19 protein-coding genes are annotated in these 19,692 nt (G+C 73.0%); 16 read left to right on the forward strand and 3 right to left on the reverse strand.

The window, feature by feature from the left end:
* Positions 1–130: 130 nt before the first annotated feature.
* The 9 genes from HDA32_RS29385 to HDA32_RS29425 all read left to right on the forward strand — a co-directional run bounded on the left by HDA32_RS29385 (position 131) and on the right by HDA32_RS29425 (position 8,608).
* Entirely contained in the window at positions 131–2,050 is a 1,920-nt protein-coding gene (locus tag HDA32_RS29385) for a PAS domain-containing protein (RefSeq protein WP_179646232.1), read from the forward strand.
* Between the two features lie 212 nt (positions 2,051–2,262).
* Positions 2,263–2,832, forward strand: coding sequence for an ATP-binding protein (locus HDA32_RS29390; protein WP_179646233.1), 570 nt, complete (start codon positions 2,263–2,265; stop codon positions 2,830–2,832).
* 104 nt (positions 2,833–2,936) lie between these two features.
* A complete protein-coding gene (locus HDA32_RS29395) occupies positions 2,937–3,293 on the forward strand; it encodes an STAS domain-containing protein (protein ID WP_179646234.1) in 357 nt (118 codons plus the stop codon).
* 15 nt (positions 3,294–3,308) lie between these two features.
* Positions 3,309–4,145 (forward strand): glycosyltransferase, encoded by an 837-nt coding sequence (locus HDA32_RS29400; RefSeq protein WP_179646235.1) that lies wholly within the window; start codon positions 3,309–3,311, stop codon positions 4,143–4,145.
* Between the two features lie 64 nt (positions 4,146–4,209).
* Positions 4,210–5,082, forward strand: coding sequence for a DUF4446 family protein (locus HDA32_RS31240; RefSeq protein WP_312863383.1), 873 nt, complete (start codon positions 4,210–4,212; stop codon positions 5,080–5,082).
* 62 nt (positions 5,083–5,144) lie between these two features.
* Positions 5,145–6,092, forward strand: coding sequence for a prephenate dehydratase (gene pheA, locus HDA32_RS29410; RefSeq protein ID WP_179646236.1), 948 nt, complete (start codon positions 5,145–5,147; stop codon positions 6,090–6,092).
* 299 nt (positions 6,093–6,391) lie between these two features.
* Entirely contained in the window at positions 6,392–7,660 is a 1,269-nt protein-coding gene (gene serS / locus HDA32_RS29415) for a serine--tRNA ligase (protein ID WP_179646237.1), read from the forward strand.
* Between the two features lie 324 nt (positions 7,661–7,984).
* Entirely contained in the window at positions 7,985–8,284 is a 300-nt protein-coding gene (locus tag HDA32_RS29420; protein WP_179646238.1) for a hypothetical protein, read from the forward strand.
* Between the two features lie 111 nt (positions 8,285–8,395).
* Positions 8,396–8,608 carry a hypothetical protein gene (locus tag HDA32_RS29425; protein ID WP_179646239.1) on the forward strand — a complete coding sequence of 71 codons (213 nt, stop codon included), beginning with the start codon at positions 8,396–8,398 and terminating at the stop codon, positions 8,606–8,608.
* A gap of 72 nt (positions 8,609–8,680) precedes the next feature.
* On the opposite strand, the gene HDA32_RS29430 is transcribed toward HDA32_RS29425, so the two are convergent.
* Together HDA32_RS29430 and HDA32_RS29435 are read right to left on the reverse strand one after the other, a co-directional pair.
* Complete coding sequence (locus tag HDA32_RS29430; protein ID WP_179646240.1) at positions 8,681–9,253, reverse strand: bacterial proteasome activator family protein; 573 nt, start codon at positions 9,251–9,253, stop codon at positions 8,681–8,683.
* A 97-nt stretch (positions 9,254–9,350) separates the two neighbouring features.
* Positions 9,351–10,334 (reverse strand): NAD(P)H-quinone oxidoreductase, encoded by a 984-nt coding sequence (locus tag HDA32_RS29435; RefSeq protein WP_179646241.1) that lies wholly within the window; start codon positions 10,332–10,334, stop codon positions 9,351–9,353.
* A gap of 230 nt (positions 10,335–10,564) precedes the next feature.
* Here HDA32_RS29435 and HDA32_RS29440 point away from each other — a divergent pair, with 230 nt between their 5' ends.
* Positions 10,565–12,394: a MinD/ParA family ATP-binding protein gene (locus HDA32_RS29440; RefSeq protein WP_179646242.1), complete on the forward strand. Its 1,830-nt coding sequence runs from the start codon at positions 10,565–10,567 to the stop codon at positions 12,392–12,394.
* Between the two features lie 66 nt (positions 12,395–12,460).
* On the opposite strand, the gene HDA32_RS29445 is transcribed toward HDA32_RS29440, so the two are convergent.
* Positions 12,461–13,489, reverse strand: a complete 1,029-nt coding sequence (locus HDA32_RS29445; RefSeq protein ID WP_246334537.1) for a LacI family DNA-binding transcriptional regulator — start codon at positions 13,487–13,489, stop codon at positions 12,461–12,463.
* 277 nt (positions 13,490–13,766) lie between these two features.
* Here HDA32_RS29445 and HDA32_RS29450 point away from each other — a divergent pair, with 277 nt between their 5' ends.
* The 6 genes from HDA32_RS29450 to HDA32_RS29475 all read left to right on the forward strand — a co-directional run bounded on the left by HDA32_RS29450 (position 13,767) and on the right by HDA32_RS29475 (position 19,503).
* The gene (locus tag HDA32_RS29450; RefSeq protein ID WP_179646243.1) at positions 13,767–14,021 is read left to right on the forward strand and encodes a hypothetical protein; all 255 of its coding nucleotides are present in this window, start codon (positions 13,767–13,769) and stop codon (positions 14,019–14,021) included.
* A gap of 750 nt (positions 14,022–14,771) precedes the next feature.
* Positions 14,772–15,458: an SAF domain-containing protein gene (locus tag HDA32_RS29455; RefSeq protein ID WP_179646244.1), complete on the forward strand. Its 687-nt coding sequence runs from the start codon at positions 14,772–14,774 to the stop codon at positions 15,456–15,458.
* Positions 15,458–16,315 carry a CpaE/TadZ family protein gene (locus HDA32_RS29460; protein ID WP_179646245.1) on the forward strand — a complete coding sequence of 286 codons (858 nt, stop codon included), beginning with the start codon at positions 15,458–15,460 and terminating at the stop codon, positions 16,313–16,315. The genes HDA32_RS29455 and HDA32_RS29460 overlap by 1 nt, the downstream gene beginning before the upstream one ends.
* A complete protein-coding gene (locus HDA32_RS29465; protein ID WP_218882649.1) occupies positions 16,302–17,708 on the forward strand; it encodes a TadA family conjugal transfer-associated ATPase in 1,407 nt (468 codons plus the stop codon). The genes HDA32_RS29460 and HDA32_RS29465 overlap by 14 nt, the downstream gene beginning before the upstream one ends.
* Complete coding sequence (locus HDA32_RS29470; protein WP_246334538.1) at positions 17,705–18,604, forward strand: type II secretion system F family protein; 900 nt, start codon at positions 17,705–17,707, stop codon at positions 18,602–18,604. Before HDA32_RS29465 ends, HDA32_RS29470 begins: the two co-directional genes overlap by 4 nt.
* The gene (locus tag HDA32_RS29475) at positions 18,601–19,503 is read left to right on the forward strand and encodes a hypothetical protein (protein WP_179646246.1); all 903 of its coding nucleotides are present in this window, start codon (positions 18,601–18,603) and stop codon (positions 19,501–19,503) included. The genes HDA32_RS29470 and HDA32_RS29475 overlap by 4 nt, the downstream gene beginning before the upstream one ends.
* The last annotated feature ends 189 nt before the right edge of the window (positions 19,504–19,692 follow it).

Consider the following 19,692-nt stretch of genomic DNA (forward strand, 5'->3'; position numbering starts at 1 on the left):
GAAGGATGACACGGGGTGCTCCTTCCGCAGTGGAACCGAAAGGCGCGTGGCGGGGTGCCATACCCACCAAATTGGACCAACCTCGGCATTCGTATGCCGTAGACAGGCCCCTGAATGGCACTATGACGTCGTGAGCTCCGAGCCTGCAGCCCTCAACGCCGACGCCGTGTTGGCGTGTGCGGCCGATGCGATCGTCGTGGTCGACGCCGAGCTCCGGGTCACGGGGTGGAATCCGGCGGCGGAGCGCCTGTTCGGCTGGCGGGCCGAGGAGGTCATGGGCGAGCCGGTCCCGATCGTGCCCGAGGAGCTGACGGCCGAGCACCACGCCGTGCTGGAGCGGGTGCGCGCCGGCGGACCGCTCTCCATCGTGAGCAGACGCATGCGGCGCGACGGCCAGGTCGTCGACGTCCGCGTCGACACCAACGGCCTCTTCGACGCCGCGGGCCGACCCATCGGCTGGGTGAGCGTCTTCCACACCTACGAGGACGCCGGCGCCCTGCAGTCCCACATGGCCGAGCGCGCCCGGCTGGTGCGCCGGCTCACCGACGTCGTGGCCGACGTCAACGCCGACCTCGACCTCTCCGCGGTCCTCGACCGCATCGCGCACAGCCTCACCGAGCTCACCGGCGCCGACGCCGGCGGGTTCGTGCTCATCGAGGACGACCGGCTGCGGCTGGTGAGCCTCACCCAGCTCTCCGACCACCTGCGCGGCTACAGCGCGTCGCTGGAGTCCAGCCTGTTCGGGGAGCTGCTGCGCAGCGGCAAGACGGTGCTGCTGGCCACCGACGACACCCGGTCCCTCGGCGACCTGATCTGGGCCGACCTGGACGGCCTGCACACCATCGCGCTGGGCGTGTCCAACGTGCAGGGCAGGCCCTACGGGGCGCTGTACGCGCTGTACAGCAGGCGCAAGGTCGGCCACATCGAGCTCGAACTCCTGGAGCTGCTGGCCGCGCACGCCGGGGTGGCGCTCGGCAACGCGATGGCCTACCAGGAGATGGTCCGCCAGCGCGCGCACGAGCACGCGGTGGTCGACGCCAGCGCCGACGGGATCGCGGTGCTGGACCGCGCCGGCCGGGTGCGCAAGTGGAACCGGTCCGCGGCCGAGCTGACCGGGCGCGCGTTCGGCGACGTGGTCGGCCGCCCGCCGCCGTTCCCCCTGCCCCGGGAGCAGGGCGAGCCGATCAAGCACCTGCTGGACAACGGCTGCTGGCTGGAGATCCTCATCGCCGACATCCCCGGGACCGAGGAGCGGGTGGTCGACTTCCGCGACGTCACGCAGGCCAAGGCGCTGGAGGAGGAGAAGGACCTGTTCCTCGCGACGGCCAGCCACGAGCTGCGCACCCCCATCACGGTCGTGCAGGGGTTCGCCAACACCCTGGTGCAGCGCTGGGAGAAGCTCGACGACGCCGCGCGCCGCTCCGCCGTCACCACGATCGCCGAGCGCTCCGCGACGCTGGCGCACCTGGTGGAGAACCTCGGGCTGGGGTCGCGCGCGGGAAGCGGCGACCTCGCCGTCTCCAACGCTCCCTTCGACCTCCGGAAGCTGCTGAAGTCCACCACGGCGGCGTTCCGGCCGCTTTCGGGCCGGCACGGGCTCACATTGGCGCTGCCCGAATGCCTGCCCGAGGTGGTCGGTGATCCGGTCGCCACCGATGTCATCGTCGGCCAGCTCCTGGAGAACGCGTTCAAGTACTCCCCTGACGGCGGCTCGGTGGTCGTGCGCGCCGAGGTGCGCCGGGACCGCGTCGTCGTCGCCGTCGAGGACGAGGGGATCGGGATCGCGTCCGGTGACGAGGAGCGGATCTTCGAGCGGTTCGTGCAGGGCGAGGCCGGGGATCGCCGCAGGTTCGGCGGCATCGGCCTGGGGCTCTACATCGCGCGCAGGCTGGCCAGGGTGCAGGGCGGCGACGTCACGGCCCACCCCAACGACCCGAGCGGGACGCGGATGAGATTCACGCTACAGCGCGCCGGGAACCGCGGTCCGGGATCCGGCGCCGAATCGAGCATTCCGGTTGCGGACGACACGGAGGACGGCGCGGCGCCGTGATGTGGCCACGGATCCACCGGGGATGATGGGTTTCCGGGGGAACTGAACGGGGCATTTCGGCCGTGGCGGGGTTCAAAGACGAAACAGTGCCGCTCACCGGCAGAACGAGCGCAAGGCGCAACACCAGCGAGGGCGCACCCGCCGGACCATCCCCCCGACGCCGGGCCAGCGACCGGCGAGGGGACCGGTGCGCCGATGAACAGGAGAAGGACGTGTCGAGGGCCGTACTGCTGCCACATGTGCCGTCGAGTGTCACCGCCGCACGTCAGCACCTCTGTTCCGACCTGCACGACTTCGGTGTCGGAGCGCCCGAGGTCGACGACGCCGCGCTCATCATCAGCGAACTGCTGAGCAACGCGCTGCGCCACGCCTCCCCCCTGCCGCCGCCCTTCCCGCCCGACTCCGTGCGGGTGTCCTGGAACGTCGTTCTCGATACCGACGGCGCCGACAGTGCCGACGGCGCCGACGGCGCCTCCTCCGGAGGGTGGATCGAGATCTCGGTGTGCGACGGCGGGGCCGAGACCCTGCCGAGGATCGCCCGCCCCTCGCTCTCCGCGCTCGGCGGCCGGGGGCTGGGGATCGTGCAGCACCTCGCGACCAAGTGGGGCACCGAGGTCGACGACGCCACCACCACGGTCTGGGCGGTGCTGGAGGTGCCCGAGAGCGGGTCGCCGCGGGCCGAGTCCTCCGCCGCGCCGGGCACGGCCGCTGCGCCGCCGGCGGGGAGCGGACCCATGGTGACGACCGGGGCCCTGGCCGCCTCCGAGGCGTCCAGGGCCTGACGTTTCCCCGGTTCACGGGGTTTTAACCACCCGATTCCGGACGGTGTCGCGAAACACCGCGAACGAGGTGGCCAGGGCTGCACGCGACCGCTACAGTCACGACTGTGGAGTTGAAGATCTCAAGTCAGTCTCAGGCGGATTACGCGATTGTTGCCGTCCGCGGTGAGATTGATCTTTACACGGCACCGCATTTGCACAGCGAGCTCGTCGACGCGTTGGACGACGGGGCCTCCCGGCTCCTCGTCGACATGTCCGGGGTGGAATTCTGCGATTCCACCGGCATGAACGTCCTGTTGTCGGCCATGAAGCGGTCGCGGGAGAAGGAGGGCGACCTCGAACTCGTGGCCCCGCGCCCGGCGGTCATGAAGATTCTGCAGATCACCGGCCTCGACGGTGTCTTCACGATCCACGAGTCCACCGACGCCGTCCCCGTCGCCGCGGGCAGCAGCGCCGCGAAGTAGCCCGGGGACCCGATCATGAGTTCTGGCAGCGCCGGTGGCCGGGGGGACGGCGACCGCGGCGGCGTCGCCGTCGTCGTCCCGGCCAAGGACGAGGGTGACCGCATCGCGGCCACCGTCCGGGCCGCCCGGACGCTGCCCGGCGTCGACCTCGTGGTCGTCGTCGACGACGGCTCGGCCGACGGCACCGCCGCCGCGGCCGTCGACGCCGGCGCGCGGGTGCTCCGGCACAGCCGCAACCGCGGCAAGGGCGCCGCCATGGAGACCGGAGCCGAGGGCGTCCGGCTGATCGAGGAGCACGAGACCGCCACCGGGACCGTCGCGGCACCGCGGCACCTGCTGTTCCTCGACGCCGACCTGGCCGGCACCGCGGCCGACGCCGGGCCGCTGGTGGAACCGGTGCTCGACGGCGTGACCGATATGACCATCGCGCTCTTCCCCGCCACCCGGACGCGCCTCGGCGGCCACGGGTTCGTGGTGCGGCTGGCCCGCGAAGGGATCAAGCGCGCGACCGGCTGGGAGGCCGAGCAGCCGCTCAACGGGCAGCGCTGCCTGACCCGCGCCGCGTTCGAGGCGGTGCGCCCGCTGGCCCACGGGTTCGGCGTGGAGACCGGGATGACCATCGACCTGCTGCACCGCGGTTTCCGGGTGCTGGAGGTGGAGGTGCCGATGGAGCACCGGGCCACCGGCACCGATCTGCGGGCGCAGGTGCACCGGGCCCGGCAGTTCACCGATGTCGGCCGCGCGCTGGCGGCGCGCGAACTGCGCCCGGCGGCGGTGCGCCGGATGTGGCGCCTCCGCGAGGGGCTGCGCGAGGCCTCGCGGTCCGTTTCGCGCAGGATCAACCGGAAGTGACCTTGACGCGCCGAGCACGGCGCGTATCTGTATGGGAACGTACGGTAACTATTAGTCTCGGATTGTGCTATCTACGATCCTGGCCGTCTGCGGTGCGTCGTTGGGACTGGGCGGACTGGCCTTCGCAGCAATCGCATACCTCAGAGTGAGGGAGGCGGCCGAGGAGTGCCGGTCCCTCGTCGGCAGGCTCCTGCGCGACTCCGGAAACGTCGACGTCCTGGCGATGCGCGACGTCGCCCTGGTGCGCTACGACGCGCTGGAGGAGATGTCGGGCGCGCGTTCGTTCTCGCTGGCGATGCTCAACGTCGCCGGGGACGGTGTGGTGCTGACCTCGATCAACGGGCGCACCGAGACCCGCACCTACGCCAAGATCGTCGAGGGCGGCAACGCCACCGACGCGCTCTCCCCCGAGGAGTACCGCGCGGTCCGCGCCGCCCGCCTCGGCCACGGGGTCGGCTCCGCCGTCCCCACGGACGACGACGAGGGCGGGGCGATGGTCTCGGTGACCACGAGGACGGGGCCCGGGTCCGGGGGGAGGACTCCCGGACCCGAGGCGGTGCAGCGGGAACCCGAGGCCGAGGCGCCCCGGCTCGTCAAGGTGCGGGAGCCGGTCGCCTCGCCGGGACCCGAGGCCGCGGGGAGCGCGGGCGCGGCCGAGCCCGCGTGGGAGCCGGAACCCGAACCGGAACCGGTGCCCGAACCGGTGCGGCAGCGGAAACCGGAGCCCGAGCCCTACCGGCGGCCCGAGCCCGTGCCGGAACCGGAGCCCGCGTGGGAGCCGGAACCCGAACCCGGGCCCTACCGGCGGCCGGAACCCGAACCCGAGCCCGCCGGGGAAGGGGAGCCGATGATCGACATCCCCGATCAGGTGGAGGCCAGGTCCCGCGGCGACGGCCGGCACCGGCGGACGGAGTCGTCCTCGGTCGGCAAGGGCTGAGCAGGGCCGTGACCGGGCCTTCGGCGCACGGGCCTGCGGCCGGGCCGAGTAACCTGCAGGATATGCCGAAGCGTTACGCCTACCTGGGACCAGAGGGCACCTTCACCGAGGCCGCGCTGCGTGCGCTCGTGCCCGGCGAGGACGCGGGGGCGTTCGTCCCGTGCACGGGGGTCGACGCGGTGTTCGCCGCGGTCCGCGACGGCGAGGTCGCCGGCGGCGTCGCCCCGCTGGAGAACTCGGTGGAGGGCGGGGTGACCGCCACGATCGCCGAGCTCATCAACGGGGACCCACTGCTGATCGCGGCCGAGACCGCGATCCCGGTGGAGTTCACCCTGTTCGCCCGCTCGGGCGTCGCGCTCTCCGACGTCAAGCGGGTGGCGACCCACCCGCACGCGCTCGCGCAGTGCCGCGGGTGGCTGGCCCGCCACCTGCCCGACGCCGAGACGTTCACGATGTCGTCGACGGCAGCGGCGGCGCAGGCGGTCGCCGAGCCGGGGGCGCCCTACGACGCGGCGATCTCGGCGCGCATCGCGGGCGAGCGCTACGGGCTGGCCGCCGTCGCCGAGGGCGTGGGCGACCGGTCGGAGGCCGCGACCAGGTTCGTCTACCTGACCCGTCCGGGGGCGCTGCCCGAGCCGACGGGCGCCGACCGCACGTCGCTGGTGGCGTTCATCGCCGACGACCACCCCGGCGCGCTGGTGGAGCTGCTGAACCAGTTCGCGGTGCGCGGAGTGAACCTGACCCGGCTGGAGTCCCGGCCGACGGGCGACGGGCTGGGCCGGTACTGCTTCTGCATCGACGCCGACGGCCACGTGGCCGAGGCCCGCGTGGGCGAGGCCCTGATGGGGCTGCGCCGGATCTGCACCGACATCCGCTTCCTCGGCAGCTACCCGCGCGCCGACGCCGAGACCGAGCTCACCCCGTTCATACCCGCCAGGGGGACCACGAACGCCGCATTCCACGAGGCCGAGGAGTGGCTGGCCCGCATCCGATCGGGCGCCGTGGCCTGAAGTACCCCTCTTCCCCGCCGATCTTGACCTTGAGTTCTGACCTTGGCCATCGGGGGTCGTGAAGCCTCGGCCGAAGGTGGGATCCGCGGTGGTTGGGTGATGGTGCGCGCCGTCCCTCCTGGGGCCGGCCTTGAAGACCCCTTGGGGGCGAGGTTAAAACTCACGTCGACCTTATGGGGCCTGAAAACGCTGCGATGACCCCGACAAGGCCAAGATCGCCGAGAGCACCCGCGCACAGCGTGCGCACGTCGCCGGTAAAGCGGTGTGTGGCCGTGCGGTATCCCCGGTAACCTGCTCACGTGATCGACCTGCGTGCTCTACGGGATGACCCTGACCGCCTTCGTGTTTCGCAGCGGGCCCGCGGCGAGGACGAGTCCGTCGTCGACCGGCTGCTCGACCTCGACTCTCGCCGCCGCGCCGCGCTGACGCGCTTCGAATCGCTGCGCGCCGAACAGAAGACCGTCGGCAAGTCGGTGTCCAAGGCCTCTCCCGAGGAGCGCGAGGAGCTCCTGGTCCGGGCGAAGAGCCTGGCGGCCAACGTCAAGGAGGCCGAGGCCGAGGCCGAGCGGCTGGCCGGCGAGCTCGACTCGCTGCTCGCCTCCGTGCCCAACCTCGTCGAGGAGGGCGCGCCCGAGGGCGGGGTCGACGACTTCACGGTCGTCGAGGAGAGCGGGACACCCCGCGCGTTCGACTTCGCCCCGCGCGACCACCTGGAGCTGGGCGAGATGCTCGGCGCCATCGACATGGACCGCGGCGCCAAGGTCTCGGGCGCGCGCTTCTACTTCCTCACCGGTGTGGGCGCCATGCTGGAGCTCGGCCTGCTCACCATGGCCATGCAGCGGGCCGTGGCCGACGGCTTCACGCCGATGGTCCCGCCGGTGCTGGTCAAGTCCGAGACGATGGAGGGCACCGGCTTCCTCGGCGAGCACTCCGCCGAGGTCTACCACCTGCCGGCCGACGACCTGTACCTCGTGGGCACCTCCGAGGTGCCGCTGGCCGGCTACCACGCCGGCGAGATCCTGCCGGCCGACGCGCTGCCCAACCGCTACATCGGCTGGTCGTCCTGCTTCCGCAGGGAGGCCGGCTCCTACGGCAAGGACACCCGCGGCATCATCCGGGTGCACCAGTTCAACAAGGTCGAGATGTTCGTCTACACCCACCCCGAGCAGGCGCACGAGGAGCACCTGCGGCTGCTGGCGTGGGAGCGGCGGATGCTCGACGACCTGGAGCTGCCCTACCGCGTGGTCGACATCGCGGGCGGCGACCTCGGCACCAGCGCCGCGCGCAAGTACGACTGCGAGGCGTGGATCCCCACGCAGGGCCGCTACCGCGAGCTGACCTCGACCTCCAACTGCACCGATTTCCAGGCCCGCCGCCTCAACATCCGCTACCGCGACGGCGAGGGCAGGCCGCGCTTCGCCGCCACCCTCAACGGCACCCTGGCGACCACGCGCTGGATCGTCGCCATCCTGGAGAACCACCAGCAGGAGGACGGGTCCGTCATCGTCCCCGAGGCCCTGCGCCCCTTCGTCGGCCGCGACGTCCTGGAGCCGGTCGACAAGAAGTAATTCGCGCCACCGACGCCCGGTCCCCGCGCCCAGCAGTGCGCGGAGGCCGGGCGTTTCCGTATTTGAAAAGCCGCTGACCTGGGAAAGGACATCTTTGTCGACTTTTCGTCGCGCTGGTCCGGCTTGACGGTGAGACGTTCCGATTCGGTGCGATTCGCCGAATGGTTTGGATGCGTTATGACACATTCGCTCCCTGTTATTTCGCTTCTGTGCTCGGGCAGCCAGAGACCAAGCCCGCAGCACCGTTCCGCAAAACGATGCGGCGGGTGAGCCCGAACTGGAAACCCCCACCCCCTCGGTGGGATCGACAGAAAGGGAACAACCATGAACGTGCGTCGCATCGCCACCGTCGGAGCCATCGCCCCGGCCATCGCCCTGGCCGCTCCGGGCCTGGCCATGGCCGACTCCTTCGAGCAGTCGGGGAACATGGCCGGCCCCGACGGCGCGAGCTCCCACAGCGTCAGCGCCTCCTCCGGCGGTACCGGCGGCGGTGGCGCCTCTTACGAGGAGTCGCACCAGTGGGCGGGCCCTGACGGCGCCGGCTCCTCCTCCACCAGCAGCAACGCCGGCGGTTCCGGCGACGAGGGCCTGCTGGGAGGCCTGGGGCTGGGCGGCATCCTCTAACGGCCGCCCCGCAATGACGACGGCCCGGCGGGGGCATCCCCGCCGGGCCGCCTTCGTGCCGACCACGGTGCGAAGGCGCACGACCTCGCACGCCACCGAAAGGACGCCCCCATGACGACCCGCCGTATCGCCACCGTCCTGCTCGCCGCCCCGGCCGTCGCCCTGGCCGCCCCGGCCATGGCCTCGGCCGCCTCCTACGAGGAGCGCTCCAGCAGCGTCGGCCCCGGCGGCGCCGAATCCTCCAGCATCGTCAGCAGCGCCGGAGAGTCGTCGCTGGTCGGTCTCGGCCTCAATATCGGCGTCATCAACCTCGACCTGCTCTGACCCCGCCGGTGACCGATCCAACGCGGGGCGGGCGGCGGGCACGCCGGTGCCCGTCCCGCCCCGCCGCACCGCCTACAGGTACGGCCCGGAGCCGGGACCGGGCAGGTGCTGGCCGGGGCCCTCGCCCTCCTGGGCCTGCGGCATGCCGGCCGGGAGGGCCTTGCGCATGTTCTCCAACTGCGCCCTGGCGGCCATCTGCTGGGCGAACAGGGTGGTCTGGATGCCGTGGAACAGGCCCTCCAGCCAGCCGACCAACTGGGCCTGGGCGATCCGGAGCTCGGCGTCGCTGGGGGTCTCGCCCTCGGTGAACGGCAGAGAGAGCCGCTCCAGCTCGCTGACGAGCTCCGGGGCCAGGCCGTCCTCCAGCTCCTTGATGGAGCTGGAGTGGATCTCCTTGAGGCGCGCGCGGCTGGCCTCGTCCAGCGGCGCGGCCTTCACCTCGTCGAGAAGCTGGCGGATCATGCTGCCGATGCGCATGACCTTCGCCGGCTGCTCCACCATCTCGGTCACGGGGCGCTCCTCCTGCCCCTGCTCCTCGTCGCCGTCGGCGGCCTCCGCCGCATCGCCGGAGGCCCCGGCCGAACCGCCGGGCCCGACGACGAGGATGTGCGGGTGCTGCTCTTCTTCGTTGAATCCGTTGCTCATCAAGAATGTCACCTAGCGGCTTCGGGATGTGGATCTGCGGGTTCCCGGCCCCGCCGCGCGCGTCCCTGGGGGCGTCGCGCGGCGGGGCCGGTGCCTGTCAGTTGGTGAGCACGATCTTTCCGACGTGCGCACTCGATTCCATGATGCGGTGTGCCTCGGCCGCCTGCGGCAGGGGCAGCGTCCGGTCCACGATGGGGCGGAGGGTTCCCTCCTCGACCAGGGGCCACACGTGCTCGGTGACCTCCGAGACGATCGCGGCCTTCTCCTCCACCGGCCGGGAGCGCAGCGTCGTCGCGTGTACGGACAGGCGCTTGACCAACATTCTGCCGAGGTCCAGCTCGGCCTTGCGCCCGCCCATGAGGCCGATGACGGTCAATCTGCCGTTGACGGCCAGCGACCGGAGGTTGGCGTCGAGGTAGGAGCCGCCCATGATGTCCAGGATGACGTCGACCCCGGCGCCCCCGGTCTCCTCCTTGACCCGCGCGGCGAAGTCCTCCTCGCGGTAGTTGATGCCCACGTCGGCGCCGAGCTCCCCGCATCGCTGCAGCTTGTCCGGGCTGCCGGCCGTGGTGAGCACGCGGGCGCCGCGGGCGTGCGCGAGCTGGATCGCGAAGGTGCCGATGCCGCTGCCGCCGCCGTGCACCAGCAGGGTCTCCTCGGGCCGCAGCCGCCCGACCATGAAGACGTTGGACCACACCGTGCACGCCACCTCGGGCAGCGCCGCGGCCTCGACCAGCTCGACGCCCTTGGGCACCGGCAGGAGCTGGCCGACGGGGACCACCACGCGCTCGGCGTACCCGCCGCCGCTGAGCAGCGCGCACACCTCGTCGCCCACGTTCCACGCGTGGTCCCTGCCTCCCGGGCCGAGGGAGACGATCCGGCCGGAGCACTCCAGGCCGGGGTACTGCGAGGCGCCGGGGGGAGGCGGGTAGTCGCCCTGCCGCTGGTTGACGTCGGCCCTGTTGACGGCTGTGGCGGCCACCTCGACCAGCACCTCGTCCGGACCGGGTTCGAGGTCGGGCACCTCGGTCCAGGTGAGTGCGTCGGGGCCGCCGGGTTCGTTGATGACAATCGCTCGCATGGACATGACGCTACCCAGGCGGCGGGCGGTCCTCGCGGGCGCGGCGTGCGGGACGGCGAACGGCGCATGGCCGTGGCGCCTATTTTCTTGAACGGTAGTTTTATCGTTGTTGACTCGGGTGAAGGAAGTCAGGAGGCTGGGATGTCCGGCATGGATACGTCTTTCCCCTGTTGACCGGAGCCCGGCCTGTTGATGTTGTTGGTCACTGATGCGCCTTGAGGAGAACCGCGGTGACATATGGAGAGCACGACGGTTCGGAGCACCCCGGCGCGCGTTCGCTGCGTCAGGAGCACGATCGCGACGCGGCGGTGACCGAGAACGGACACGGCGGGGACTCCTATGGCCAACACGGTCGGCCGGACCGGCCCGATCAGCCCGACGAGCCCGAGCGGGAGGAGAACGGTCCGGTGTCCTCGCCCGCGGACCAGTGGTTCGGCGACGACTTCGGGGACACGCCGATCCCGCCCCCGCCGCCCTATGCCCAGCCGCACGGGTCCGCACCGTCCGCGGGCTACCCGCCGGCGTTCTCCGACCATCGGCCTCCGCCGCTCGCGCCGATGCCCCCGCCGCCCCCGGCTCCGCCGGAGTCCGGGCCCGAGGAGTGGAACGAGCCGCCCTCCGCCCACGACCCCGGACCGCGGCCGGCGCCGCCGCCCGCGCCACCGGCGCAGCCTCCGCCGGTCCAGGAGCCTCCGGTCGACGACGACCTGCCCGAGCCCGAGCCGCTGCCCCCGCTGGACCTCCCCGAGGGCTCGCCCTACCGCGTCCCCAGGGCTCCGTCAGCGGATGACCAGGGGCGGACGCACGGCCGCGAGCCGTCGGGTCCGCAGTACCCGCCCGGTCCGCACCACCCGCCCGGCCCACGGTACGAGTACCCGTCGGCCCCGCAGCCGGCTCCCGGTCCGCACTACCGGGAGCCCGCTTCGGGCCCGCAGTACCCGCCCGGACCGCACTACCGGGAGCCCGCCTCGGGCCCGCAGTACCCGCCCGGCCCCGGACCGCAGCGGCCGCAGCCGCCGTTCCCCCCGGCCCCGCCGCGGACCGGCGGCGACCCGTTCCCGGCCGCCGGGTACGCCCCCGCCGGCCACGGCCGCCCGGAGCAGGGCGGGTACGATCCCCGCCAGGAGGTCGGGCAGACAGCGGAGTCGCTGAAGGCCGAGACGCTGGTGCGCGGCCGCCGCACGCCGCCGTCGTCGGGATGGCGCAAGCTGGTGCACTCGGCGACGATGGGACTGGTTCACCCGGGCGAGGCGCCCGCGGAGCTGCGCCGGCGCGAGCTGGTGGCGCGGGCGCGCACGCACGTGGCGGGCGGTCACCACCGGGTTGCGGTGCTGTCGCTGAAGGGCGGGGTGGGCAAGACCACCACGACCGTCGCGCTGGGCTCCACGCTGGCCAGCCTGCGCGGCGACCGGGTGCTGGCGGTGGACGCCAACCCCGACCGCGGCACGCTGTCGGACAAGGTGCGGCTGGAGACCGCGGCCACGATCCGGGACCTGCTCAACGAGAAGGAGCTGATCCAGCGCTACGCCGACATCCGCGGGTTCACCTCCCAGGCGGCCTCACGGTTGGAGATCCTGGCCTCCGACCGCGACCCCGCCGTCTCCGAGGCGTTCTCCGAGGCCGACTACCGCGAGGTGTCGCGGATCCTGGAGCACTTCTACTCCATCTGCCTGACCGACTGCGGCACCGGCCTGCTGCACTCGGCGATGCGCGGCGTGCTGGGGCTGGCCGACCAGATCGTGCTGGTCTCCACCGCCTCGGTCGACGGCGCGCGCAGCGCCAGCGCGACCCTGGACTGGCTGGAGGCCCACGAGTACGGCTACCTGGTGCGCGGCGCTGTGGTGGTGCTGTCCATGGTCCGGGTGGGCAAGAGCACGGTGGACCTGGACCGGCTGGAGGAGCATTTCAACTCCCGCTGCCGCTCGGTGGTGCGCGTGCCGTGGGACTCCCACCTGGAGGAGGGGGCCGAGGTCGACCTCGACCAGCTCAACCCCGAGACCCGCGACTCCTACCTGCACCTCGCCGCCACCGTCGGAGAGGCCTTCGCCTGGCCCAGGTGAGTCCGGGCCCGCGGCCCTGATGAGCCGGGCGCGTCCCCGCCGCGACGGCGGAGCGCGCCCGGGACGTCACCGGCCCGTCAGGCTCCGGGTCGGCCTGGGGACGGCCGTCGAGCGGCGGACGACCAGCCGGGTGTCCAACCGGACGTGCTCGCTGCACGGCTCGGAGGCGTCGATGGTCTCGGCGGCCAGCCGCGCGGCCTGGACGCCCATGTCGAAGACCGGCTGGGCGACGGTCGTGAGGTCGGCCAGGGCCGCCATGTCGCTGTCGTCGAACCCCATCACCGACACGACGTCGGGCACCTCCAGCCGGGAGCGCCGCACGACCTGAAGCGCTCCCATGGCGACGTCGTCGGATTCGGCGAACACCGCGGTGGGGGGGTCGGCCATCGACAGCAGCCGCCCCATCCCCAGTGCGCCGCCCTCGTGGCCCGGCCGTTCGGTGACGACGAGCGGGGCGGCTCCGGCCTCGGCCATGGCCGCCTCGTAGCCTCTCAACCGGTCGTGGGAGGCCCACGAGAAGCCGGTCTCGTCGCTGGACTGGATGTAGGCGATCCGCGCGTGCCCCAGGTTGAGCAGGTGCCGCGCGGCGTCGGCCGCGGCCTCGGTGTTGTCGATGAACACGCTGGCCCGGTCCTTGACGCGCTGGCTGCAGAAGACGACGGGCACGCCGATCTCGTCGAACCGCGCGGCCTCGCCCTCCTCGAGGTCCAGCGCCACCGCGATGACGGCGTCGACGTTGCTGCGCAGAGGCAGGGAACGGATGTAGGCGTTGAGCTCGGTGACGTCGCCCACCTGGTAGACGAGCATGTCGCGCCCGCTGGAGCGCATCTCGGTGCTCATGCCGGCGAGCGCGACGCCGAAGAACCAGGGCTGCAGGAACGGGACGAGCACCGCGATCCGGCCGGTGCGCCCGGTGACCAGGCCCGACGCGCCGCGGGAGACCACGTAGCCCAGCTCGGCCGCTGCGCGCTCCACGTTCTCGCGGACGGACGGGGCGACGCCGGTGGCGCCGCGCAGGGCGCGCGACACCGTCGACAGGGAGACTCCCGCGCGCTCGGCGACGTCGCTCATGCGGGGATGGTCGGAGACCGCCATGCCCACGATGGTAGACAACCCGGCCGGAACGGCGACGCCCCGCGCTCCGGATCGCCGCGGGCCGCGGGCACCGGGGCGCGGGGCCGGGGCCCCTACCTCCGTGACCGGGGTCGACGCACGCGTTCAGGGAGGCGCGTGACGTCTTTTCCGATTTGTAATGTTATCGGGGGCTTCGTGGGGTAGCGGGGAACCGGCCCCCGGTGGCGCCGTCGCGCCGCGGTCGACGAGGGGCCGACGATCACCACGGCGATGGCGTGGGCGAGAGAGAGGGGTCCACATGTCCTATTCGGTGCCGACGCACCCGTACTCCCCGCAGACGCGGGTCCACCACATCACCGAGCAGGACCACCGGGTCTTCGCCCGAGGGGCGGGCAGTGTGGTCGACGCCCAGGCCGGCCCCGACGGCGGCTACCGCTACGCCGTGCGCCGGGACTCCGACGGGGCCACGGTGGAGTGGCCGTCCTACGAGACCATCCCGGCGGGCATCTGGCCGTCGGTCCCGGCCGAGGGTGACGGGGCGCGCGAACTCTGAAACGACCCGCGCGTCCCTTCTGCGCCGATCTCGACCTTGTGGCCCCGGAAAGCGCGGTTTCATCGCCCATAAGGCCGAGATCGGCGGAACCGCGCCCGGCTTCCGAAAGCCCCGGTGGCGCGGCGGATCGCCGGAAATGCTTTTCCCGTCCCGCATTGCCGGGCATCTCCATTGTTTCCACTCCCCTCACTCAGCGTTATCGTCGGGGATTTCGGGCAGCATGATTTAGGCCGGTTTGCATGCGCGGCCCCCGGTCGCCGGCGGGCGGCCAAACCGTGCATATCCGGGCAAGGGCCGTGCTGCCGCACGTCGTGCGCATAAGCTTTTATTGGCGGTCGGATGCCATGAAAAAGCGGCCGCCAGATGCAGAGATTAAAAAGTAAATCACCACTGCATATCCTTTGGGTCATCGTTACGAAGCGTTACGATGCGATCACTTAGCGGAATTCGTTTTTGCTTTGGCGGACTCGACGTCTGGGGGTGCGCAGTGCGGTTTCACTCGGATCGGCGAGAGCGTTCGATTTCAGCTCGCGACGGTTCTCACCTGGCTTTTCTCGGCTCTTTCCGCCTCATGGCGGCGCCCCCGGGCGCCGGCGCGCGGCCGCCGTCTCCCCGTCCCCGGCCGCGCCGGTCCCCGCCGCTCCGGCCGCCCTCGCCGGCAGGTCCTCCGACGTCCCGAGCAACATCCTGAGGAGGAGTGCGCGCGAACGGTGAAATCTGCGTTCATCCACTGAGAAAAGGCAGGTTTTCGTGTCGGTTAAGACGGATTTGGACGAGACGGACATCCGCGCCGTCGATGACGAGATCGAGGCGATGCCCGCGGTGCAGTCGCTCCGTTCGCGGCGCCGCCCCTGGGTGGTGCTCGCCGGGGTGGTGCTGACCGCGGTCTCCGGCGCGGCCGCGTCGGCGCTCTACCTCGCGGCCGATGACCGGACGGAGGTGCTGGTCGTGGCCAGGGACGTGTCCTACGGGCAGGAGCTGGCCGCCCGGGACCTGGTCAGGGCGCAGGTGGCGCTGGACCCGGCGGTGGATTCGGTCCCCGCCGAGAACCTGTCGCGGGTGGTCGGTCAGCGGGTGTCGGCGGACCTGCAGGAGGGACAGCTCCTGGTTCCGGCGAACACCCGGTCCGACGTGGTCCCGGCCCGCGACTCCCAACTCGTCGCGATGCCGCTGCGGCCGGGCCAGGTGCCGGCCCGCGGGCTGCACTCCGGCGACCTGGTGGACATCGTCGCCACGTCCGGCGACGGCGACGGCGACCCGGACTCCCCGCCGCCCACGATCACCGGCCGAATCGTGCAGGTGGGAGCGCCCGGCGCCGAAGGCGTCCGGGTGGTCGACGTCGAGACGGCCGCGACCGACGGCGCCGAACTGGCGGCCCTGGCCGCCGGCGGCGACATCGCCCTGGTCATCAACCCGGCCGCAGCGGTGGAGGACTGATGCTCATCTGCATGGTGACGGCGAAGGGCGCGCCGGGGGCCACGACCTCGACGCTGGCGATGTCGATGACCTGGCCCCGCCCGGTGCTGATGATCGAGGCGGACCCTGCGGGCGGCGACCTGCAGTCGGGCTTCCTGCAGGGCGTCGACGTCGGGCAGCGCAACCTCCTGCAACTGGCCAGGACGGTCCGGCACGGGATCACCGCCGTGGACATCGCCCGGCAGTGCCTGTCCCTGGACCCGCCCGAGACGACGCACCTCGTGCTCCCCGGGCTGCCCAGCCCGTTCCAGGGGGCGAGTCTGGCCCCGATGTGGGACCCGCTGCTGGAGGCGGCCTCGCAGTTCTGGGTCAGGAACCCGATCTGGTCGACGCCGGTGGACGTCGTCGTGGACTGCGGGCGCCTCGACCACCCGCACATGCCGTGGCGGCTGGTCGAGGCCGCCGACCTCGTGGTGCTGGTGTTCCGCTCCACGCTGACCTCGATCACGGTCGCCAAGCCCTGGGCCGACCATGTGCGCGGCCGCCTCGAACAGGCGGACGGGCGGCCCGATGCGCTGGCCGGGCTGGTGATCACCGAGGGGTCCTACTCGGCGGCGGAGATCCGCCGCACCGGCATCGACGTGGTCGCCACGCTGCCCCACGACCCCGCCGCGGCCCGGGTGCTCACCGAGCGGACGCACGTGCCGCGCGGCTTCCACCGGTCCCAGTTCGTCCGCAGCGCCCGCTCGGCCGCCGAGGCGCTGCGGGCCCGCGGTCCGGAGCCGGCGGAGGAGGAGCGGGACGCCGCCGCGCGGCGCGCCGAAGCGGTCGGTCCCCATGAGGAAGAGGAACAGGAGGTCGCACATGTCGGTCTTTGAATTCCGCACCCGCCGGGAGGCCTCGGCGAACGACGACGGTGAGGCCGCGGTCAGCTGGGAGGACGTGCGCCACCTGCGCGCGGCGGTGGTCGAGCGCCTCACCGGCGAGCTGGGCGGCCGGCACGCCGACGAGGAGTACCGGCGCCACCTCGGGCGGGAGTTCATCGCCGAGGAGGTGCAGGAATGGGGCAACCGGCGGGTGAGCGCCGGCGAGCCCGCGCCCACGCTCGCCCAGGAGCAGCGGTTGCGGACCCGGCTCTGGGACGCCCTGTTCGGGCTGGGGCGGCTGCAGCCGCTGCTCACGGAGGACGTGGAGAACGTCGAGATCAACGGCTACGACGAGGTGTGGCTGCGGATGGCCTCGGGCGAGGTCGCCCGCGCCGAGCCGGTGGCCGACAGCGACGAGGACCTGGTCGCGGAACTGCGGTTCCTCGCCTCCCAGTCGGGCCGAAGCCTCTCGACGGCGAGGCCGAGCCTGCACCTGGAGCTGGCCGACGGCAGCCGGCTGGCGGCGATGATCGAGACCACCCGCCGCCCGCACGTCGTGCTCCGCCGCCACCGCCTCACCGGGATGACCCTCGGCGACCTGGTCGGCAGGGCCACGCTGTCCACCGGCCTGCGCCACGTCCTGGCCGCAGCGGTCCGCGCCCGCAAGAACATCCTGGTCACCGGCCCGCAGAACTCCGGCAAGACCACGCTGGTCCGCGCCATGGCCACGGAGATCCCCGCGGACCAGCGCTTCGCCTCGATCGAGCAGGAGTACGAGCTCCACCTCGACCGGCTCGGCCTGCACCCCCACGTCGTGGCGATGCAGGCCCGCGAGGGCGGCTCGGAGCTCGGCCCCGACGGCAGGCCGGCGGGCGAGATCGGCCTGGACCGGATCATCCGCGACAGCCTCAGGATGAACCTGAGCCGCATCATCGTCGGCGAGGTCCGCGGCCCCGAGGCGCTGCCGATGCTCGACGCGATGACCACCGGCGACGGCGGGTCCATGGCGACCATGCACGCCCACTCCGCCCGCGGCGCCGTCGAGCGCCTCGTCGCGCTGTGCGGGCGGCACGGTCTCGCCCCCGACATCGCCTACCGGGTCATCGCCGACGCCGTCGACCTCATCGTGCACGTCCACCTGGTCGACGACACCTGGCGCGCCGGCGGCTGCCGGCACCGGTTCGTGCGCGAGGTCGTCGCGCTGGAGCCGGGCGCGGACGGGCGTCCGGCGATCACCGAGGTGTACCTGCCCGATGACGAGGGCCGGGCGGTGGCCACCGGCGACCCGGGCCCGCTGGAGGGCGACCTGGTGCGGGCCGGACTGCCCCCCAAATGGCTGCGGCCGGGCAACGACCAGTGGAAGAGCGCCCCCGCCGCGCGGGTGAGCCCGGCGGCGTCGTCATGACCCCCGAGACCGTCGCCGCGGTGATCGGCATCGGGGTCGCCGGAGGGATCGGCCTGGTCATCGTCGGTTGCCTGGGCCAGGTCACCGCGCCGCCGCGGCCGGGCGAGGCCGGCGATCCGGCCGGGCCCGCACCGGACCGGCGCAGCGCGCGCCCGTCGCGGATCACGGTCGGTGCCCTCGCGGGCGTCCTCGCCGGGGCGCTCGCCTGGATGGTGACGGGCTGGCCGGTCCTGCTCCCCGCGCTGCCGCTCGCCGTGCTGGGCCTGCCGTTCCTGCTCGGCGGGGAGCGCGAGGCGCGCGAACGCGTCGACCGCCTCGCGGCGATCGAGGAGTGGGTGCGCGGCCTGGCCGGCCGCCTCACCGCGGGCGCCACCCTGGAGCAGGCACTCGAAGCCGGCGCCGCCGGTGTTCCGGCCCCGATCCGGCCGGAGCTGCAGCGCCTCGCCGCGCGGCTGCGCCAGGGGCAGACGACCCCGGTCGCGCTGCGCGCCCTGGCCGACGAGCTCGCCGGGTTCACCGGCGACCAGGTCGTCGCCCAGTTGCTGCTGGCCCACCGGCGGCGCGGGCCGGGCGTGGCCGAGGCGCTCGGGCAACTCGCCGAATGGGTCGCCGAAGAGGTCGCGGCCCTGCGCGCCGTCGAGGCCGAGCGGGCGCGCCCCAGGTCCAGGGTCCGGGCCGTCACCGTGGTCGCCTTCGGCGCCTTCGCGGTGCTCGCCATGACCGGCGGCTACATGGAGCCCTACGCGACCGCGTCCGGGCAGCTCGTCCTGGCCGTGGTCCTGTGCGCGTCCGCCGGGGCGCTGGTGTGGATGCGGCGCATCACCGCCACGCCCCCCGAGCCCCGGCTCTTCGACGCGCCCGTCCCGCAGTCGGACGCGACGGCGGTGCTCCGGTGAGCCTGCCCATGATGACCCTCGCCGGGCTGGGCGCGGGAGCCGGGATCACCTGCGTCCTCGTCGCCCTGGCCCCCAAGCGCCCCGACCTGCGCGCCGCGCTCGACACCGACCGGGCCTCCCGGCAGCACGGCCGCACCGCGGAGGAGGACCGGGGCGAACGGCGGGCGTGGTCGCGGCTGGCCGCGCGGATGCCGCGCTTCGACGGCGACCGGGCCGCGGCCCTGACGCGGCTGCCCCACCGGGACCTCGAACTCCTCGGGCGCACCCCGGCCGCCCACGGTGTGCGCAAGCTCGTCTGGGCCTCGATCGGGCTGCTCCTGCCCAGTGCGGCGGTCGCCCTGCTCGCGCTGCTCGGCGTCGCCGTGCCGTTCGCGGTCACCGCGGGGGCGGTGCTGGCCGCCGGGGCCACCGGATTCGTGCTGCCCGACGTCGACGCCCGCGCCAGGGTGGAGGACGCCCGCTCCCGGCTCCGGCACGCGGTCAACGCCTACCTGGTGCTCGTGGCGCTGGAGTACCGCGCGGGCCCGGCGTCCCAGCAGGCCTTCAACCAGGCGGCCCGGGTCGCCGACACCTGGATGTTTCGGCGCATCCGCTCCGCGCTGGACCGCGCCCGGCTGCAGCGGCGCCCCGCCTGGGAGGGGCTGCGCGACCTCGCCGAGCAGGTGGAGGTGGGCGAGCTCGCCGACTGCGCCGACATCATGGCGACCTCGGCCGACGGCGGCGCCGTCGCCGACGCCCTGCTCGCCAGGGCCCGCGGGCTGCGGGGCGAGGCCCTCAGCCACCGGCGCGGCCGGGCCGACAAGGCCAGCGAGCGCATGGCCGTCCCCGTCGCCGCACTCGGCCTGTGCTTCGCCGCGCTGCTGGTCTACCCGGCCGTCGCCGGACTGCTCGCCGCCTGAAAGAGCCGCCCCGTCAAGGAGGAGACCTCGTGAACGCCGCACCGACACCGCCGCCCCCGTGCGCCCGGACCCGGCCCTGCGGGTGCGTCCCGCCGGGGCCGCCCGGGGCCACGGCCGCGGACCCCGCCCCCCGCGGCCCCGTGGGCGCGTTCCGCTGGAGAGCACCGTGATCCGGGCCGACCGCCGCCC

This window comes from Spinactinospora alkalitolerans, from assembly GCF_013408795.1.
Lineage (GTDB): Bacteria > Actinomycetota > Actinomycetes > Streptosporangiales > Streptosporangiaceae > Spinactinospora > Spinactinospora alkalitolerans.